General features: G+C 70.0%; 17 protein-coding genes. 11 read left to right on the top strand and 6 right to left on the bottom strand.

Annotated elements, in window-relative coordinates:
• Positions 1–4 precede the first annotated feature (4 nt).
• Positions 5–475: a GNAT family N-acetyltransferase gene (locus tag WFI52_RS05590; protein ID WP_336625717.1), complete on the bottom strand. Its 471-nt coding sequence runs from the start codon at positions 473–475 to the stop codon at positions 5–7.
• A 17-nt stretch (positions 476–492) separates the two neighbouring features.
• Between WFI52_RS05590 and dapB the strand changes: the two genes are divergently transcribed.
• Both dapB and WFI52_RS05600 read left to right on the top strand, forming a co-directional pair.
• The gene (dapB, locus tag WFI52_RS05595) at positions 493–1,311 is read left to right on the top strand and encodes a 4-hydroxy-tetrahydrodipicolinate reductase (protein ID WP_336625716.1); all 819 of its coding nucleotides are present in this window, start codon (positions 493–495) and stop codon (positions 1,309–1,311) included.
• Positions 1,308–1,754: a tetratricopeptide repeat protein gene (locus WFI52_RS05600; RefSeq protein WP_336625715.1), complete on the top strand. Its 447-nt coding sequence runs from the start codon at positions 1,308–1,310 to the stop codon at positions 1,752–1,754. Before dapB ends, WFI52_RS05600 begins: the two co-directional genes overlap by 4 nt.
• On the opposite strand, the gene WFI52_RS05605 is transcribed toward WFI52_RS05600, so the two are convergent.
• The 4 genes from WFI52_RS05605 to WFI52_RS05620 all read right to left on the bottom strand — a co-directional run bounded on the left by WFI52_RS05605 (position 1,755) and on the right by WFI52_RS05620 (position 4,182).
• On the bottom strand, positions 1,755–2,663 hold the full coding sequence (locus tag WFI52_RS05605) for a TIGR01777 family oxidoreductase (RefSeq protein WP_336625714.1): 909 nt from the start codon (positions 2,661–2,663) through the stop codon (positions 1,755–1,757). It lies immediately after the preceding gene.
• Positions 2,656–3,081, bottom strand: coding sequence for an OsmC family peroxiredoxin (locus tag WFI52_RS05610; RefSeq protein WP_292864660.1), 426 nt, complete (start codon positions 3,079–3,081; stop codon positions 2,656–2,658). The genes WFI52_RS05605 and WFI52_RS05610 overlap by 8 nt, the downstream gene beginning before the upstream one ends.
• A gap of 89 nt (positions 3,082–3,170) precedes the next feature.
• On the bottom strand, positions 3,171–3,752 hold the full coding sequence (locus WFI52_RS05615) for a DUF4395 domain-containing protein (protein ID WP_336625713.1): 582 nt from the start codon (positions 3,750–3,752) through the stop codon (positions 3,171–3,173).
• Positions 3,745–4,182 (bottom strand): TlpA family protein disulfide reductase, encoded by a 438-nt coding sequence (locus WFI52_RS05620; RefSeq protein WP_336625712.1) that lies wholly within the window; start codon positions 4,180–4,182, stop codon positions 3,745–3,747. Before WFI52_RS05620 ends, WFI52_RS05615 begins: the two co-directional genes overlap by 8 nt.
• Before the next feature lie 117 nt (positions 4,183–4,299).
• Here WFI52_RS05620 and WFI52_RS05625 point away from each other — a divergent pair, with 117 nt between their 5' ends.
• Positions 4,300–5,112, top strand: coding sequence for a thymidylate synthase (locus WFI52_RS05625; protein ID WP_336625711.1), 813 nt, complete (start codon positions 4,300–4,302; stop codon positions 5,110–5,112).
• The gene (locus WFI52_RS05630; RefSeq protein WP_336626076.1) at positions 5,112–5,612 is read left to right on the top strand and encodes a dihydrofolate reductase; all 501 of its coding nucleotides are present in this window, start codon (positions 5,112–5,114) and stop codon (positions 5,610–5,612) included. The genes WFI52_RS05625 and WFI52_RS05630 overlap by 1 nt, the downstream gene beginning before the upstream one ends.
• A 12-nt stretch (positions 5,613–5,624) precedes the next feature.
• Here the strand turns inward: WFI52_RS05630 and WFI52_RS05635 are convergent, their stop codons facing one another.
• Positions 5,625–6,164, bottom strand: a complete 540-nt coding sequence (locus WFI52_RS05635; RefSeq protein ID WP_336625710.1) for an NUDIX hydrolase — start codon at positions 6,162–6,164, stop codon at positions 5,625–5,627.
• A 59-nt stretch (positions 6,165–6,223) separates the two neighbouring features.
• Here WFI52_RS05635 and WFI52_RS05640 point away from each other — a divergent pair, with 59 nt between their 5' ends.
• From WFI52_RS05640 to WFI52_RS05670, 7 genes are all read left to right on the top strand, one after another.
• Positions 6,224–6,991, top strand: coding sequence for an SDR family NAD(P)-dependent oxidoreductase (locus tag WFI52_RS05640; protein ID WP_336625709.1), 768 nt, complete (start codon positions 6,224–6,226; stop codon positions 6,989–6,991).
• 61 nt (positions 6,992–7,052) lie between these two features.
• The gene (dapA, locus tag WFI52_RS05645) at positions 7,053–8,030 is read left to right on the top strand and encodes a 4-hydroxy-tetrahydrodipicolinate synthase (RefSeq protein ID WP_336625708.1); all 978 of its coding nucleotides are present in this window, start codon (positions 7,053–7,055) and stop codon (positions 8,028–8,030) included.
• Positions 8,027–9,703, top strand: a complete 1,677-nt coding sequence (locus tag WFI52_RS05650) for a ribonuclease J (protein ID WP_336625707.1) — start codon at positions 8,027–8,029, stop codon at positions 9,701–9,703. The genes dapA and WFI52_RS05650 overlap by 4 nt, the downstream gene beginning before the upstream one ends.
• A 23-nt stretch (positions 9,704–9,726) precedes the next feature.
• Positions 9,727–10,221: a GNAT family N-acetyltransferase gene (locus WFI52_RS05655; protein ID WP_336625706.1), complete on the top strand. Its 495-nt coding sequence runs from the start codon at positions 9,727–9,729 to the stop codon at positions 10,219–10,221.
• Positions 10,222–10,278: 57 nt separating this feature from the next.
• A complete protein-coding gene (locus tag WFI52_RS05660; protein ID WP_336625705.1) occupies positions 10,279–12,987 on the top strand; it encodes an FtsK/SpoIIIE family DNA translocase in 2,709 nt (902 codons plus the stop codon).
• A 23-nt stretch (positions 12,988–13,010) separates the two neighbouring features.
• The gene (gene pgsA / locus WFI52_RS05665) at positions 13,011–13,607 is read left to right on the top strand and encodes a CDP-diacylglycerol--glycerol-3-phosphate 3-phosphatidyltransferase (RefSeq protein WP_336625704.1); all 597 of its coding nucleotides are present in this window, start codon (positions 13,011–13,013) and stop codon (positions 13,605–13,607) included.
• Between the two features lie 86 nt (positions 13,608–13,693).
• On the top strand, positions 13,694–14,185 hold the full coding sequence (locus tag WFI52_RS05670) for a CinA family protein (protein WP_442927705.1): 492 nt from the start codon (positions 13,694–13,696) through the stop codon (positions 14,183–14,185).
• The last annotated feature ends 95 nt before the right edge of the window (positions 14,186–14,280 follow it).

Genomic DNA, 14,280 nt, shown 5'->3' on the forward strand with positions numbered 1-14,280 from the left:
TGGCTCAGAGTGCCTTGCCGTACCAGCGCGTCGCGTTGGGGTTGTCGTTGTACGCAGCGATGGTCTCGTATCCGCTGCGGGCGTACAGCGCTCCTGCCGCTTCCAGCGTGTGGTGCGTGTCGAGGACGAGCTCGCGGGCGCCGAGCTCGCGAGCCCGCTCCTCGAGGTCTTCGAGGATCAGGCGACCCCACCCACGGCCGCGCGTCGAGGGCCCGACGTAGAGGTGCTTGATCTCGTATCGGACGCCGCGGGGGCCGTCGTCGACGCGGCGGATGCCGCCGCACCCGGCATCCCGCCCATCATCGTCGACGAGGATGACGAAGACGCCCGCGGGCGGAGTGAACACCGCGGCCGCCGGGAATACGGGGCGATAGGTCTGTCCCGCCGGGAACGTCTCGCCGCGCATCGCGAAGTACTCGGTGAGGAGCGTGTGCGCGCGGGGATCGGCGACGTCGACGGGTTCGAGAGCGACCATCCACTTAGGCTAGACGCATGACGACGAGAGTGGCCCTCGTAGGCGGCACCGGCAAGCTCGGCGGGATCATCCGTGCCGTGATCGATGCAGAGCCGGGCTTCGAGCTCGCCGCCGTGCTCGGCTCGCGCAGCGACCTCGCCGAGATGGATGCCGCGGACCTCGTCGTCGACGCGTCGACCCCGGGTGTTTCCATCGACGTCGTCCGCGCCGCGATCGAGCGCGGCCTCAACGTGCTGGTCGGCACATCGGGCTGGTCGGTCGAGCGCATCGCTCTCGTGCGCCCCCTCGTCGAGGCCGCGGGGACCGGCGCGGTGTTCATCCCCAACTTCTCTCTCGGCTCGGTCATCGCGAGCGCCCTCGCCGCAGCGGCGTCGCCCCAGTTCCCGTCCATCGAGATCATCGAGGCGCACCGCGAGACGAAGGTCGATTCGCCGAGCGGCACCGCCGTGCGCACGGCGGAACTCATCGCCGCAGCCCGGGCCGGCGCCGGGCCCGTCGAAGCCCCGCACATCGATCAGCGTGCGCGGGGTCAGCAGGTCGCGAGCGTGCCCATCCATTCCCTCCGCCGGCCCGGTGTCATCGCTCGACAGGAGACGATCCTCTCCGGCCCGGGCGAGTCGATCACGATCGTGCACGACACGATCGATCCCGCTCAGGCGTACGCCCCCGGCATCCGCGTCGCCCTCGCTGCCGCTCGTGATGCGCGCGGCGTGACGGTCGGCCTCGACGCGCTGATCGATCTCGGCCTCGGCGGGGGTCGCCGCGCCGCCCATATCCCGGCGCCGATCGACGAGGGCGACGTCCCGGGTCAGGTCGCTCGCGCGACGAGCGCATGAGCGCTCGCGTCGGCGTCGCCGTCATGGCGGTGCTGCTCGCCCTGTACATCGTTCTGGTGGGTCAGCGCGCATGGCTGCTGCTGACCTCGGGCGACGGCGTCGGCGTCGCGATGGGAGCCGCGCTCGTCGTGCTTCCGCTCATCGCCGCGTGGGCGCTCTGGCGCGAACTCGCCTTCGGCGTGGGTGCACAGCGGCTCGCGCGGCGCCTGGAGGCCGACGACGCGCTGCCGCACGAAGAGCTCGACGTCCGCGTGAGCGGTCGCCCCGATCGTGCGCAGGCCGACGCCCTGTTCCCCGTGTACCGCGCCGACGTGGAGGCGCACCCCGACGACTGGCGTGCCTGGTTCCGTCTCGGTCTCGCGTATGACGGCTCGGGCGACCGACGCCGGGCGCGCGAGGCCATCCGCACAGCGATTCGGCTCGAGAAGTCCGCCCGCTCCTGATCAGCGGGCGGGGACGGCGGCGGCCACCGCGTCCTCGACCGTCGGGTGCGTGAACGTGAAGCCGGATGCCGCAAGCCGCTCCGGCACGACGTCCATGTCGCTCGTGAGGAGCGCTTCGGTGGCATCCTTGCCGAGGGCGAGCCGCAGGCCCCACGCGGGTGCGCGCACGAGGAACGGACGGTTCATCCGCCGTGCCAGGGCGAAGCCGAGGTCGTTCGCCGTCGCCCGCTCGGGGCCGGTGAGGTTCACGGGGCCGTCGAGGTCGCCGTCGATGACGTGTCGGATGGCGCGGACCTCGTCGTCGAGCGAGATCCACGGCCAGACCTGCGTGCCGCGACCGATGGGACCGGCCACACCGAGGCGCGTCAGCAGCATGAGCGGCTTCAGCACGCCGTCCGCGTGGATGACCGGTGCGGTCCGCAGCATCGCGACGCGCGCCTGCGGACCGGCCCCACGCGCCGCGGCTTCCCACTCCCCGCAGAGGTCGGCGAGGAACGTGTCGCCGCGCCGGGACTGCTCCGTCAGACGTTCGCCCGGTGCCGACGGGTAATAGCCGACAGCCGAACCGGAGACGAAGGCGGGCGCACCGGCGCCGAGAGCGCGCACGGCGGCCGCGAGCGCCTGCGTGGGCGCGAGGCGCGACCAGACGAGGTCATGCTTGTAGCGCTTCGTCCAGGGGAACCGACCGATGCTCGCACCGTTCAACCCGACGACGGCGCGGGCACCCGCGAGGACATCGGGGGAGAGGGGAGCACGCTGAGGATCCCAGAAGACGTCGTCCGGGTCCTCGGGCGCACTCCGCACGAGGCGCGTGACGGCGACGCCGTCAGCGCGGAGTGCGGCCACGAGCGCGCCGCCGATGAGTCCCGAGGACCCGGCGACGACGACGCGCCCGGTGGTGTCAGGCAAGCGTCGCCTCGAGGGTGATCTCGATGCCCGCGAGCGCGGCAGAGACGGGGCATCCGGCCTTCGCCTCGTCGGCGATGCGCGCGAAGTCCTCCGCCGAGATGCCCGGGACGACCGCATTGACGTTGAGGTGGGAGCCAGTGATGCCCGTGCCCGGGATGAACGTCACCGATGCCGTCGTCTCAACGCTCTCGGGGGGTGTCCCGTTGCCGGCGAGGGCGTGGGACAGTGCCATCGAGAAGCACGACGAGTGCGCTGCGGCGATGAGTTCCTCGGGCGTCGTGACCGACGTCGAGCCCTCGCTGCGCGCCTTCCAGTTGACGGCGAGCGGGCCCTGGTTCGAGCTCTCCAGAGCGACCTCGCCGGAGCCCTCGGTGAGGCTTCCCTTCCAGCTGGTGGTCGCTTCGCTGGTCACGCTCATGGTGTCTCCTCGGGATCTCGGACGGCAGCCTCGTGCTGCGGTCACGTCTGCGTCGAGCCTAGACGGCGCCGCTCACCCCGGGGAGGGGGTCAGGCCGTGGCGGCCCGCCCGGCGATGCCGAAGCGCTGGAGGAGCAGGTACAGCTGGCATCCGAGGCAGAGCCCGAACACGGCGTTGAGGAAGGCCGCGACGAACGCCAGTGCCGCTGCGATCGGGAGCGCCCACGGCACGCCCGCGAGGTGCAGGACCAGTCCCACCGTCGTCACGAAGAGGCCGACGCCCTGCGCGAAGCGCGGGGGACGAGGATCCTCGAGGTCGGTCGGCGGTGCGAGGCGCGGCTGGACGGCACGCCGGTATAGCACGCCCCACGGCGCGGTGCGCGGCGACAGCACGCCCCACAGGAACAGAAGCGCCACGACGAGCAGCAGCAGGAATCCGGGTGCCATCGCGCGCTCGGCGAGCGATGCGTGCGCGATCGCCCACTCGTCGGAGTCGACCACGACACCGCGCGGCACGAACATCGCCGTTCCGCGCAGGGTGGACAGCCCCGTCAGACCGAGGAACACGGCGACGAGGAGGAGCGCCGCCGTGATGGACGCCGCGAAGCGCGGGCCGCGCGGGTCGATGCCCTGGGGGAGGCGGCCCGGCACGGCCGACGTGGACTCAGACATGGACATCCCTCCCGCTGACGCGATCGAGTTCGAGTTCGACGGCACCGCGACTCGGGGTACCGCCGAAGCGGGTCTGGATGACGCCGTCGCGGTCGAGGATGAGGGTCGTCGGCGTCTGCAGCACGTGGAAGTGCTTGGCGATGTCGGGACGGTGGGTGAGGTCGACGTCGAGGTGGAGCACACCTTCGCGCTCCTCGGCGATCGCGCCGAGCGTGCGATGAACGCCCGGGCAGCGGCTGCACATCTCGGTGCTGAACTGCAGCAGGGTGGCACGGTCGCCCAGCGCCTCGGCACCCAGCCGCTCCGCCTCGACGATCTCGCTCGGGTCGAGGTGACGGGGGCGGTTCTGCTGCCACCGCGTGTAGACGCCCACGCCGACCGTCACCGCGAGGAGCGCGGCGAGGACGAGGATGGCATCGATCGGAGTCACAGCCTGCGAGTTTAGTGCGTGCAGTCCGGGGCGGTCGCGAGAAGGAGCGAATGCGGGCGCGGATCGTCATCCGGCGTCACACGAGCCGATGTCCTCACCCGCCGGTAGTCTGGCGGGGTGAGCGCGGCATCCATCCCGACCCCCTACGAAGACCTCCTGCGCGAAGTGCTTCGCGACGGCGTCCACAAGGACGACCGCACCGGCACCGGGACGACGAGCGTCTTCGGTCGGCAGATCCGGTTCGACCTTGCGCAGGGGTTTCCTCTCATCACCACCAAGCGCGTGCACCTGAAGTCGATCGTGTACGAGCTGCTGTGGTTCCTGCGCGGTGAATCGAACGTCGGCTGGCTGCAGGCGAACGGCGTCACCATCTGGGACGAGTGGGCCGACGAGCGCGGTGAGCTCGGCCCCGTGTACGGCGTGCAGTGGCGGTCGTGGCCCACGCCTTCGGGCGAGCCGATCGATCAGATCGCCCAGGTCGTGCAGCAGATCCGCGACAACCCGGATTCGCGGCGACTCATCGTCTCGGCGTGGAACCCCGCCCAGATCCCCGACATGGCGCTCGCGCCGTGCCATGCTCTGTTCCAGTTCTACGTCGCTGACGGCAAGCTCTCGTGCCAGCTCTATCAACGCTCGGCCGATATGTTCCTCGGCGTGCCCTTCAACATCGCCTCGTACGCGCTGCTGACGCTCATGATCGCGCAGCAGACGGGTCTCGAACCGGGTGACTTCGTGTGGACGGGCGGCGACTGCCATGTCTACGACAACCACGTCGAGCAGGTGCGCGAGCAGCTCTCGCGCGACCCGTATCCCTCCCCGACGCTGCGGTTCGCGCGCACACCCGACTCGATCTTCGACTACACCTTCGACGACATCGTCGTGGAGGGCTACCAGCATCACCCCGCGATCCGCGCCGCGGTCGCCGTCTGATCGTGCGACTGGGGCTCATCTGGGCGCAGGCACGCGGGGGCGTGATCGGCAAAGACGGCGGGATGCCGTGGCACGTGCCGGAGGACCTCGCTCACTTCCGGGCGGTCACGACGGGCGCCCCCGTCATCATGGGGCGACGCACATGGGAGTCCTTCCCTCCGCGCTTCCGCCCGCTCCCCGAACGGCGAAACATCGTCGTCACGCGTTCCGACTCCTGGCGCGATGAGGGGGCGGAGCGGGCTGATTCATTGGATGCCGCACTGCAGCTCGTCCGCGGCGCGGAGACGGTGTGGGTGATCGGCGGGGCGGGCCTGTTCGTCGAGGCACTGCCGCGCGCCGACGTGCTCGAGGTGACCGAACTCGACCTCGCGATCGACGGGGGAGACACCTGCGCCCCCATGCACGAGGGGTGGTCCGTCGCATCCGTGTCGCCGGAAGCGGGGTGGGCGGTCTCCCGCAGTGGCATCCCCTATCGATTCCTGACCCTCATCCGTCCGTGAAGCCTGGGCCGCTCAGCGGAAGCGGCCGAGGTGGATGCCCGCGAGGGCGAGGGCAGCGATGGTCTCGCCGTCGCTGATGTCGCCGCGCCGAATCATCGCGAGTGCGTCGGCGAACGGGACGCGCATGATCTCCCGGATGCCTTCCTCGAGCTGACTGACCGACGCGTCGACGGCCGCGGAGAGGCCCCGGGCGAGGAAGACGAACTCCGGGGCATCCGCGATGCCGTTGAGCGCGTTCATGCGTCCGAGCGCGGTCCACTCCGCGGCGTCCAGGCCGGTCTCCTCCCGCAGTTCCCGTCGCGCGGCGACGAGCGGATCCTCGCCGTCCGAGCCGCCCGCCGGTACCTCGTACGACAGCCCGACGGTGTAGCGATCCACGGCGACGAGCACCACGCGGTCCTCATCGTCGAGCGCGACGACGAAGACGGCGGCGTTCTTCATGCGCACCACTCCGTAGATGCCGTCACCGTGCGGGCCGGTGACATCGTCCTCGCGCACGTGGATCCACGGGTTCTCGTAGACGGTGCGGGAAGCTCGCGTGCGCCAGGTCATGGCGTCAGCCTAGGCGTCCGCGCGCTGCGCGTCGGGAGGGCGCCGCCTAGGCTGGCGCCATGACGAAGGCGACGGCACTCATCACCGGTGCGAGTTCAGGACTCGGGGCGGAGTTCGCGCGGCAACTCGCCGCCCGCGGGGCGGATCTCGTCCTCGTCGCACGCGACCGCACCGCGCTCGAAGGGGTGGCCGCGGCGGTGCGCAGCGCGAACGGCGTTGCGGTCGAGGTGCTGCCGGCCGATCTGACCGATACCGCGCAGCTGGATGCCGTGGCATCTCGTCTCGCCGATGCCGAGCGCCCGATCGATGTCCTCGTGAACAATGCGGGCTTCGGCCTCGACCTCGACTTCGCGGCGAACGCGTACGCCGACGAAGAGCGCCATCTCGATCTGCACGTGCGGGCGACGATGCGCCTCTCGCACGCCGCGCTCAGGACGATGCTCGAGCGCGGGCGCGGGCGCATCATCAACGTGGCCTCCGTCGCCGCGTTCATGCCGCGCGGAACCTACGGCGCCGTCAAGGCCTGGATCGTCTCTTTCAGTCGCTGGGCGAACGCCGCGTACGCCCCGCGCGGCGTCACGGTCACCGCGGTCTGCCCAGGGTTCACGCACACGAACTTCCACGAGCGGCTGGGTCTGGATCCCGGCCAGGAGGGGATCCCCTCCTTCCTCTGGCTCGACGCCGAATCGGTCGTCCGCGAGGGGCTGCGCGACGCCGCGCGGGGGAGGCCCGTCTCGATCCCATCGTTGCGGTACAAGCTGTTGATCGGCGCCATGCGTGCCCTTCCGGGCTCCCTCTCGGCGCGGTTGGCGAAGACGGGGCGCTGACCCCGGGCGGCGCACGCATCCGAACCCGGGCTTGCGCCCGCCGACCAGATAGCCTGGAGCCATGACGCATTCGGGCAATCCCTTCGGACAGGTCCTCGTGGCCCTCGTCACGCCGATGACGGCCGACGGCGAGGTCGACTGGCCCGCCGTCGAGAAGCACATGGACGACGTGATCTCCGCCGGCGCCGACGGAATCGTCGTCACCGGCACCACGGGTGAGACGTCCACGCTCACCGACCCCGAGAAGCTCCGCCTCGTCGAAGTCGGCAAGGACGTCGCCGCGGGCCGCGCCAAGATCATCACGGGCGGTGGTTCGAACGAAACCGCTCATGCGATCGAGCTGTACAAGGCCAGCGAGAAGGCCGGCGCCGACGGCATCATGATCGTGACGCCCTATTACAACAAGCCGACGCAGGCCGGCATCCTGACGCACTTCCGGCTCGTCGCCGACGCCACCGACCTTCCGGTCATCCTCTACGACATTCCCGGTCGCACGGGTGTGCCGATCAAGTACGAGACGATCCTGCGGCTCGCCAAGCACCCCAACATCCTCGCCGTGAAGGACGCCAAGGGCGACTTCAGCGAGGTGAGTCGCGTGCTCAACCAGACCGACCTGATGTACTTCTCCGGCGACGACGCGAACGCGCTGCCGCACATGGCGATCGGCGCGACGGGACTCATCGGCGTGACGGCGAACATCACCGCCGCTCCCTATCGCGTCATGGTGGATGCCGTGAACCGCGGCGACCTCGCCGCGGCGACCGCCGCGCACAAGAGTCTCGAGCCGCTCGTGCGCGCCGTCATGACGCACGTGCCCGGGACCGTGAGCGCGAAGTACATCCTGCACGGGCTCGGCCGGATCGGAAGCCCGCGCGTGCGGCTCCCGCTCGTCGGCCCGGAGGAGTGGGAAGCCGCCCTCATCGAGGACGAGCTCGCCCTCGTGAGGGACGTCGACGGCGCCGACTTCTCGAACTTCCGACCCGACCGCAACGCCGCCGCCGGCGGCGCCCTTCCGAAGGTGCACGGCACGACCCGATGAGCACGAACGTCTTCGACCCGCCCGCCCTCGAAAAGGGCACTCTGCGCGTCATCCCCCTCGGCGGGCTCGGCGAGATCGGTCGCAACATGACCGTTTTCGAGTTCGACGGAAAGCTCCTCATCGTCGACTGCGGTGTGCTGTTCCCCGAAGAGCACCAGCCGGGCGTCGACCTGATCCTCCCCGATTTCGAGCCGATCCGTGATCGCCTCGACGACGTCGTGGGGCTGGTCCTGACGCACGGCCACGAAGACCACATCGGAGCCGTGCCCTACCTTCTGCGTCTCAAGCAGGACATCCCGCTCATCGGCTCGCAGCTGACTCTCGCTCTCGTCGAGGCGAAGCTCAAGGAGCACCGCATCAAGGCGTACACGCTGACCGTCGAGGAGGGTCAGGAGGAGCAGGTCGGTCCGTTCGACCTCGAGTTCGTCGCGGTCAACCACTCGATCCCCGATGCGCTGGCCGTCGCCATCCACACGGATGCCGGGACGGTGCTCGCCACCGGCGATTTCAAGATGGACCAGCTGCCCCTCGACGGGCGCCTCACCGATCTGCGCGCGTTCGCGAGCCTCGGCGAGGACGGAGTCGACCTCTTCCTCGTCGACTCGACCAACGCCGACGTGCCCGGCTTCACGCCGCTCGAGCGCGATATCGGCCCGGTGCTCGACCAGGTGATTGCGAAGGCGCCGCGTCGCGTGATCGTCGCGAGCTTCTCGAGCCACGTCCACCGCGTGCAGCAGGTCATCGACGCCGCCGCCGCGAACGGGCGACGCCTCGCGTTCCTCGGCCGTTCGATGGTCCGCAACATGACGATCGCGGAAGACCTCGGATACCTGCACGTGCCCGACGGCGTCCTCATCGACTACAAGAAGGCGAAAGACCTCCCCGACGACAAGATCGTCTACATGTCGACGGGGTCGCAGGGCGAGCCGATGGCGGTGCTCTCGCGCATGGCCAACATGGACCACGCGATCGAGATCGGCGAGGGCGACACGGTCATCCTCGCCTCGAGCCTCATCCCGGGCAATGAGAACGCCGTCTACCGTGTGATCGACGGGCTGACGAAGCTCGGTTCGAACGTCGTGCACAAGGGCAATGCGAAGGTGCACGTGTCGGGCCACGCCGCGGCCGGCGAGCTCCTCTACTGCTACAACATCCTGCAGCCTCGCAACGTCATGCCCGTGCACGGCGAGTACCGGCATCTCATGGCGAATGCGAAGCTCGCGCAAGACACCGGCATCCCGGCGGAGAACACGATCATCGCCGAGAACGGCACGGTCGTCGACCTCCGTGACGGCGTCGCGAAGGTCGTCGGTCAGCTCGACCTCGGTTTCGTCTACGTCGACGGCTCGACGGTCGGCGAGATCACCGACGCCGACCTCAAGGACCGCCGCATCCTGGGCGAGGAGGGGTTCATCTCCGTGATCGTCGTCGTCGACTCGGCGACCGGCCGCATCATCACGGGCCCGGAGATCCACGCGCGCGGCTTCGCCGAGGATGACAGCGTCTTCGACTCGGTCAAGCCGAAGATCGCCGCGGCCCTCACCGAGGCGGCGCAGTCGGGCGTGCGCGACACGCACGCGCTGTCGCAGGTCGTTCGCCGCACGATCGGCCGGTGGGTCAACCAGCAGCTGCGCCGCCGGCCCATGATCGTTCCGCTCGTCATCGAGGCGTAACAAGGCGCCGGTAGCCTCGACCCATGGCCGCGAGCTTCTCGATCCGCCCCGCGACGCAGGCCGACGGGGCCTTCCTCGGCGACATGGTCGTGGAGGCGGCGAACTGGCGTCAAGGCGGCGCGCGGCCGCGTCACGAGGTGATGACCCACCCCGACCACAGCCGCTACGTCGCGGGATGGATGCGTCCGGGCGATGCCGGTTTCGTGGCGGTGGATGCCCACGATCAGCCGGTCGGCGCCGCGTGGTATCGGATGCTCCCTCGCACCGACCCCGGGTTCGGCTACATCGGCACGGGCGTGCCCGAACTCATCATCGGCGTGCGTCCGATCTGGCGTGCGCACGGGGTCGGCCGTGCCCTGCTCCAGCGGCTGTGCGAGCGGGCGCGGGCGGAGGGCTTCGGTCGCATCAGTCTGTCGGTCGAACGCGGCAACTTCGCGCAAACCCTCTACCGCAGCGAGGCGTTCGCGGTGACGCAAGCCAGACACGGGCGCGACACGATGGTCAAACGACTGCGCTGACGCATCGGCACCGCGTCAATCCGCGGAATCACCGGCCCTCGGCCGTACCGTGGAGTGATGGCCAGGAGCACCTCGACGCCCACGAACGCCCGCGCGTCCGCGAAGGGCTCCTCGTCGCGCGCCCGCAAGCCCGAACCCGCACCCAAGCGCTACGTCGACGACGTGGAGAAGCCTCCCGTCATCGTGCGGATGTGGCTCGGACTGGCGCATGCCACGGGCGGTATGTTCCGCGCGTTCGGGCCGGAGGTGCTCGAGAAGGACCAGCGTCGCGACGGCTTCCCGTTCCTGCTGGTGCTCCTCGCCGTCGTCGGAGCGGTGGTGGAGTGGTTCCTGATCGGCACCGACATCGGCACGACGATCAGCGCCTACTCGGTGGGTGCGCTCATCGGTCGGGTGGCGTTCATCATGCCGGTGCTCCTCCTGCTGCTGGCGGGGTGGCTCTTCCGCCACCCGCCGTCTGTGCACGACAACGGTCGGATCGGCATCGGTTTCGGACTCTTCGTCCTCTCGATCGCGGGATTCTGTCACGTCGCCGGTGGGCGGCCGCAGCCGAGTGCCGGCCTCCCCACCCTGAGTGAGGGCGGTGGACTGTTCGGCTGGATGGTGGGTGAGCCGCTCACGTTCCTGACGGTCGTCGGCGCCTACCTCATCCTCGTCATCCTCGCGGTGCTGTCCGTTCTGATCCTCACCAAGACGCCGCCGAATCGCATCGGGCGCCGCCTCGGCGACCTGTACGCGTGGATGTTCGGAGCCGAGCGCCCCGATGCGTCGGCTCAGGATGCCACGGCGACGGGCCCGACCGTCGCATTCGGCGCGGCGCAGCTCGAGGGCGACGACGTGAAGGATGCCGGTACGCCGTGGTGGCGCCGCAACAAGACGGGCCGCGAGGAGGATGCCGACGGTCATCTGGGGTCGGACGACCTGACGGCTCTTCTCAGCACCTCCGGCGACGGTGGGTTCGACCAGGCGATCGCGACGCCGCCCCCGCTCCCACCGCTGCCGGATGCCGCGACCGAAATCATCGACCCGGCCGTCATCGCGCACGCGAAGAAGGCGGCGCGCGGGGCCGACACCGGCATCCGCGAGGACAGCGGCGAAATCGTGCTCGACGACGGCACGCTGCCGGGCATCTCGGCGCTCGGCGACGACCACGACGGCCGCCCGCCGGCGCCCCCGTACCGCCTCCCCGCCGTCACGGCGCTCGCTGCGGGTACGCCGCCGAAGGCGCGTTCCGAGGCCAACGACCGCGTCGTCGCGGCGATCACGGGCGTCTTCGAGCAGTTCTCGGTGGATGCCCGGGTCACGGGCTTCTCGCGCGGCCCGACCGTCACGCAGTACGAGATCGCGCTCGGTCCCGGCGTCAAGGTCGAGCGCATCACGGCGCTCACCAACAACATCGCCTATGCCGTGGCATCCAACGAGGTCCGCATCCTCGCGCCGATCCCCGGCAAGAGCGCGATCGGCGTGGAGATCCCCAACACCGACCGCGAGATCGTGACCCTCGGAGACGTGCTGCGCTCGCAGGCCGCGACGAGCCAGACCCACCCGATGACGATCGGCGTCGGCAAGGACGTCGGCGGCGGCTACGTGGTCGCCAACCTCGCGAAGATGCCGCATCTGCTCGTGGCGGGATCGACCGGCTCGGGCAAGTCGAGCTTCGTGAACTCGATGATCACGTCGCTGCTCATGCGGGCCAAGCCGTCCGAAGTGCGAATGGTGCTGATCGACCCCAAGCGCGTCGAACTCACGAGCTACGCCGGCGTCCCGCACCTGATCACCCCGATCATCACGAACCCCAAGAAGGCTGCCGAGGCGCTGCAGTGGGTCGTGAAGGAGATGGACATGCGGTACGACGACCTCGCGTCGTTCGGCTTCCGCCACATCGACGACTTCAACCGTGCCGTCGTCGCGGGGGAGATCCAGCTGCCGGCGGGCAGCGAGCGCGTGCTCAAGCCCTACCCCTACCTGCTCGTCGTCGTCGACGAGCTCGCCGACCTGATGATGGTCGCTCCGCGCGACGTCGAGGACTCGATCGTCCGTATCACCCAGCTCGCCCGTGCGAGCGGCATCCATCTCGTCCTCGCGACGCAGCGCCCGTCGGTCGACGTCGTCACGGGACTGATCAAGGCCAACGTCCCGTCGCGGCTCGCCTTCGCCGTGACGAGCGTCACGGACTCGCGTGTCATCCTCGACCAGCCCGGCGCCGACCGCCTGATCGGTCAGGGCGATGGCCTGTTCCTGCCGATGGGAGCCTCGAAGGCTCTGCGTGTGCAGGGCGCGTGGGTGGCCGAGAGCGAGATCGAGAAGGTCGTCCACCACGTCAAGAACCAGGCGCGGCCCGAGTACCGGAAGGATGTCGAAGCTGTCGCCGAGCGCAAGGAGATCGACGCCGACATCGGGGACGACCTCGAGCTGCTGCTCGCGGCGGCCGAGCAGATCATTTCGACCCAGTTCGGCTCGACGTCGATGCTGCAGCGCAAGCTTCGCGTCGGGTTCGCCAAGGCGGGTCGCCTCATGGATCTGCTCGAATCGCGCGAGATCGTCGGCCCCTCGGAGGGCTCGAAGGCGCGTGACGTGCTCGTGACGCCGGAGCAGCTGCCTGAGGTGCTCGCGCGCCTGCGCGGCGACGACCCGCCGACGCCCGCCGGCGGCGCGGCATCCGACGATCCGTACGGACCGGACGCCGTCGAGTCGCAGTACGACGGCTACGAGGTCGTCGATGGCAGCGAGTCCGAAGACGCGTGGGGCCTCACGGGTCGGGACTGACCCGCTCCGGATAGAGTCTGAGCGTGGCGATCCCGAGGCAACTCCCCAATGCGATCACGATCGTGCGCATCTTCTGCGCCCCGGTCTTCCTGTGGATGCTGTTGGCGGATGCCGGGGCCGACGGGCCGCTGCGGTGGTGGGCCGCCGTCCTCTTCATCGTCGCCATCGCGACCGACGGCATCGACGGGTACCTGGCACGCACCTACGAGATCGTCACGGACCTCGGCAAACTGCTCGACCCGATCGCCGACAAGGCGCTCACGGGGTGCGCCTTCGTCGGGCTGTCGATCCTCGCGGAGCTCCCCTGGTGGGTCACGGCGCTCGTCCTGGTGCGGGAAGTGGGCATCACGGTCCATCGGCTCATCGTCGCGTCGAACCACGTCGTCGCGGCTGCGTGGATGGGAAAGCTCAAGACCGTCGCGCAAGCCGTCGCGCTCTCCCTCGCCCTGCTGCCGCTGTGGACGGTCGTGGGGGACTGGATCCACGTCGTCAACGCGGTGACCATGTGGATCGCCGTGATCCTCACGCTCGCGAGCGGGATCGACTACGTCGTCACCGAGGTGCGCGGAGCGCGGTCGGCCCGGTCCGCGGCACCCGAGCGCGAGACGGGCAACGCGTGAACGGCTGGTCGCAGACGCCCGCTCCTGAGCCCGGCGGCGGGCTCGCCGATGACCTCGAGCGAACGGATGATCTCGAGCGCACGCAGGTGTCCAGCGGGCGGCTGAGCGAGCCGGAGCGGCTTGTCGCCCGCCTGACCGAACTGGGGTGGACCCTGGGGGTCGCCGAGTCGCTGACGGGCGGACTGGTCCTGTCCTCGATCGTCGACGTCGCGGGTTCGTCCCACGTGCTGCGCGGCGGCGTCGTGGCCTACGCGACCGACCTCAAAGCGGCTCTGCTGGGCGTCGACGAGACACTTCTCGCGGCGCACGGCCCCGTGCACCCGCGGGTCGCGCGCCAGATGGCCGAGGGCGTCCGCCGCACCGTCGCCGGTGCGGGAGAAGCGGCAGACGTCGGCATCGCGACGACGGGGATCGCGGGACCGGTCTCTCCCGACGGGCAGCCGGTCGGCACGGTCCACCTCGCGGTGGCGACCGCCCTCGGATCGCGCGTCGAGTCGCTCCGACTGACGGGCGGTCGCGCCTCGATCCGCGCGGAGGCAGCCGCCCGGGCGATCCGAATGGCGCTCGAGGCGCTCTGAGAGGCGGCTTCACCCGCCGGGTGAGCATTCCTCGCGCGGGGAATACGCCAGATGTCCTCCCTGTTACGTCTCAGTGATTCCAGGCCATTCCTCAG

This window comes from Microbacterium sp. MMO-20, assembly GCF_037147735.1.
Taxonomy (GTDB): domain Bacteria; phylum Actinomycetota; class Actinomycetes; order Actinomycetales; family Microbacteriaceae; genus Microbacterium.

Bases quoted from the DNA above. Each gene is read 5' to 3' on its own strand.
- WFI52_RS05650 (WP_336625707.1), top strand. From the start codon at position 8,027: ATGAGCACGAACGTCTTCGACCCGCCCGCCCTCGAAAAGGGCACTCTG.
- WFI52_RS05660 (WP_336625705.1), top strand. From the start codon at position 10,279: ATGGCCAGGAGCACCTCGACGCCCACGAACGCCCGCGCGTCCGCGAAG.
- WFI52_RS05635 (WP_336625710.1), bottom strand. From the start codon at position 6,164: ATGACCTGGCGCACGCGAGCTTCCCGCACCGTCTACGAGAACCCGTGG.
- dapA (WP_336625708.1), top strand. From the start codon at position 7,053: ATGACGCATTCGGGCAATCCCTTCGGACAGGTCCTCGTGGCCCTCGTC.
- WFI52_RS05590 (WP_336625717.1), bottom strand. From the start codon at position 475: ATGGTCGCTCTCGAACCCGTCGACGTCGCCGATCCCCGCGCGCACACG.
- WFI52_RS05600 (WP_336625715.1), top strand. From the start codon at position 1,308: ATGAGCGCTCGCGTCGGCGTCGCCGTCATGGCGGTGCTGCTCGCCCTG.
- WFI52_RS05655 (WP_336625706.1), top strand. From the start codon at position 9,727: ATGGCCGCGAGCTTCTCGATCCGCCCCGCGACGCAGGCCGACGGGGCC.
- dapB (WP_336625716.1), top strand. From the start codon at position 493: ATGACGACGAGAGTGGCCCTCGTAGGCGGCACCGGCAAGCTCGGCGGG.
- WFI52_RS05640 (WP_336625709.1), top strand. From the start codon at position 6,224: ATGACGAAGGCGACGGCACTCATCACCGGTGCGAGTTCAGGACTCGGG.
- WFI52_RS05615 (WP_336625713.1), bottom strand. From the start codon at position 3,752: ATGTCTGAGTCCACGTCGGCCGTGCCGGGCCGCCTCCCCCAGGGCATC.
- WFI52_RS05610 (WP_292864660.1), bottom strand. From the start codon at position 3,081: ATGAGCGTGACCAGCGAAGCGACCACCAGCTGGAAGGGAAGCCTCACC.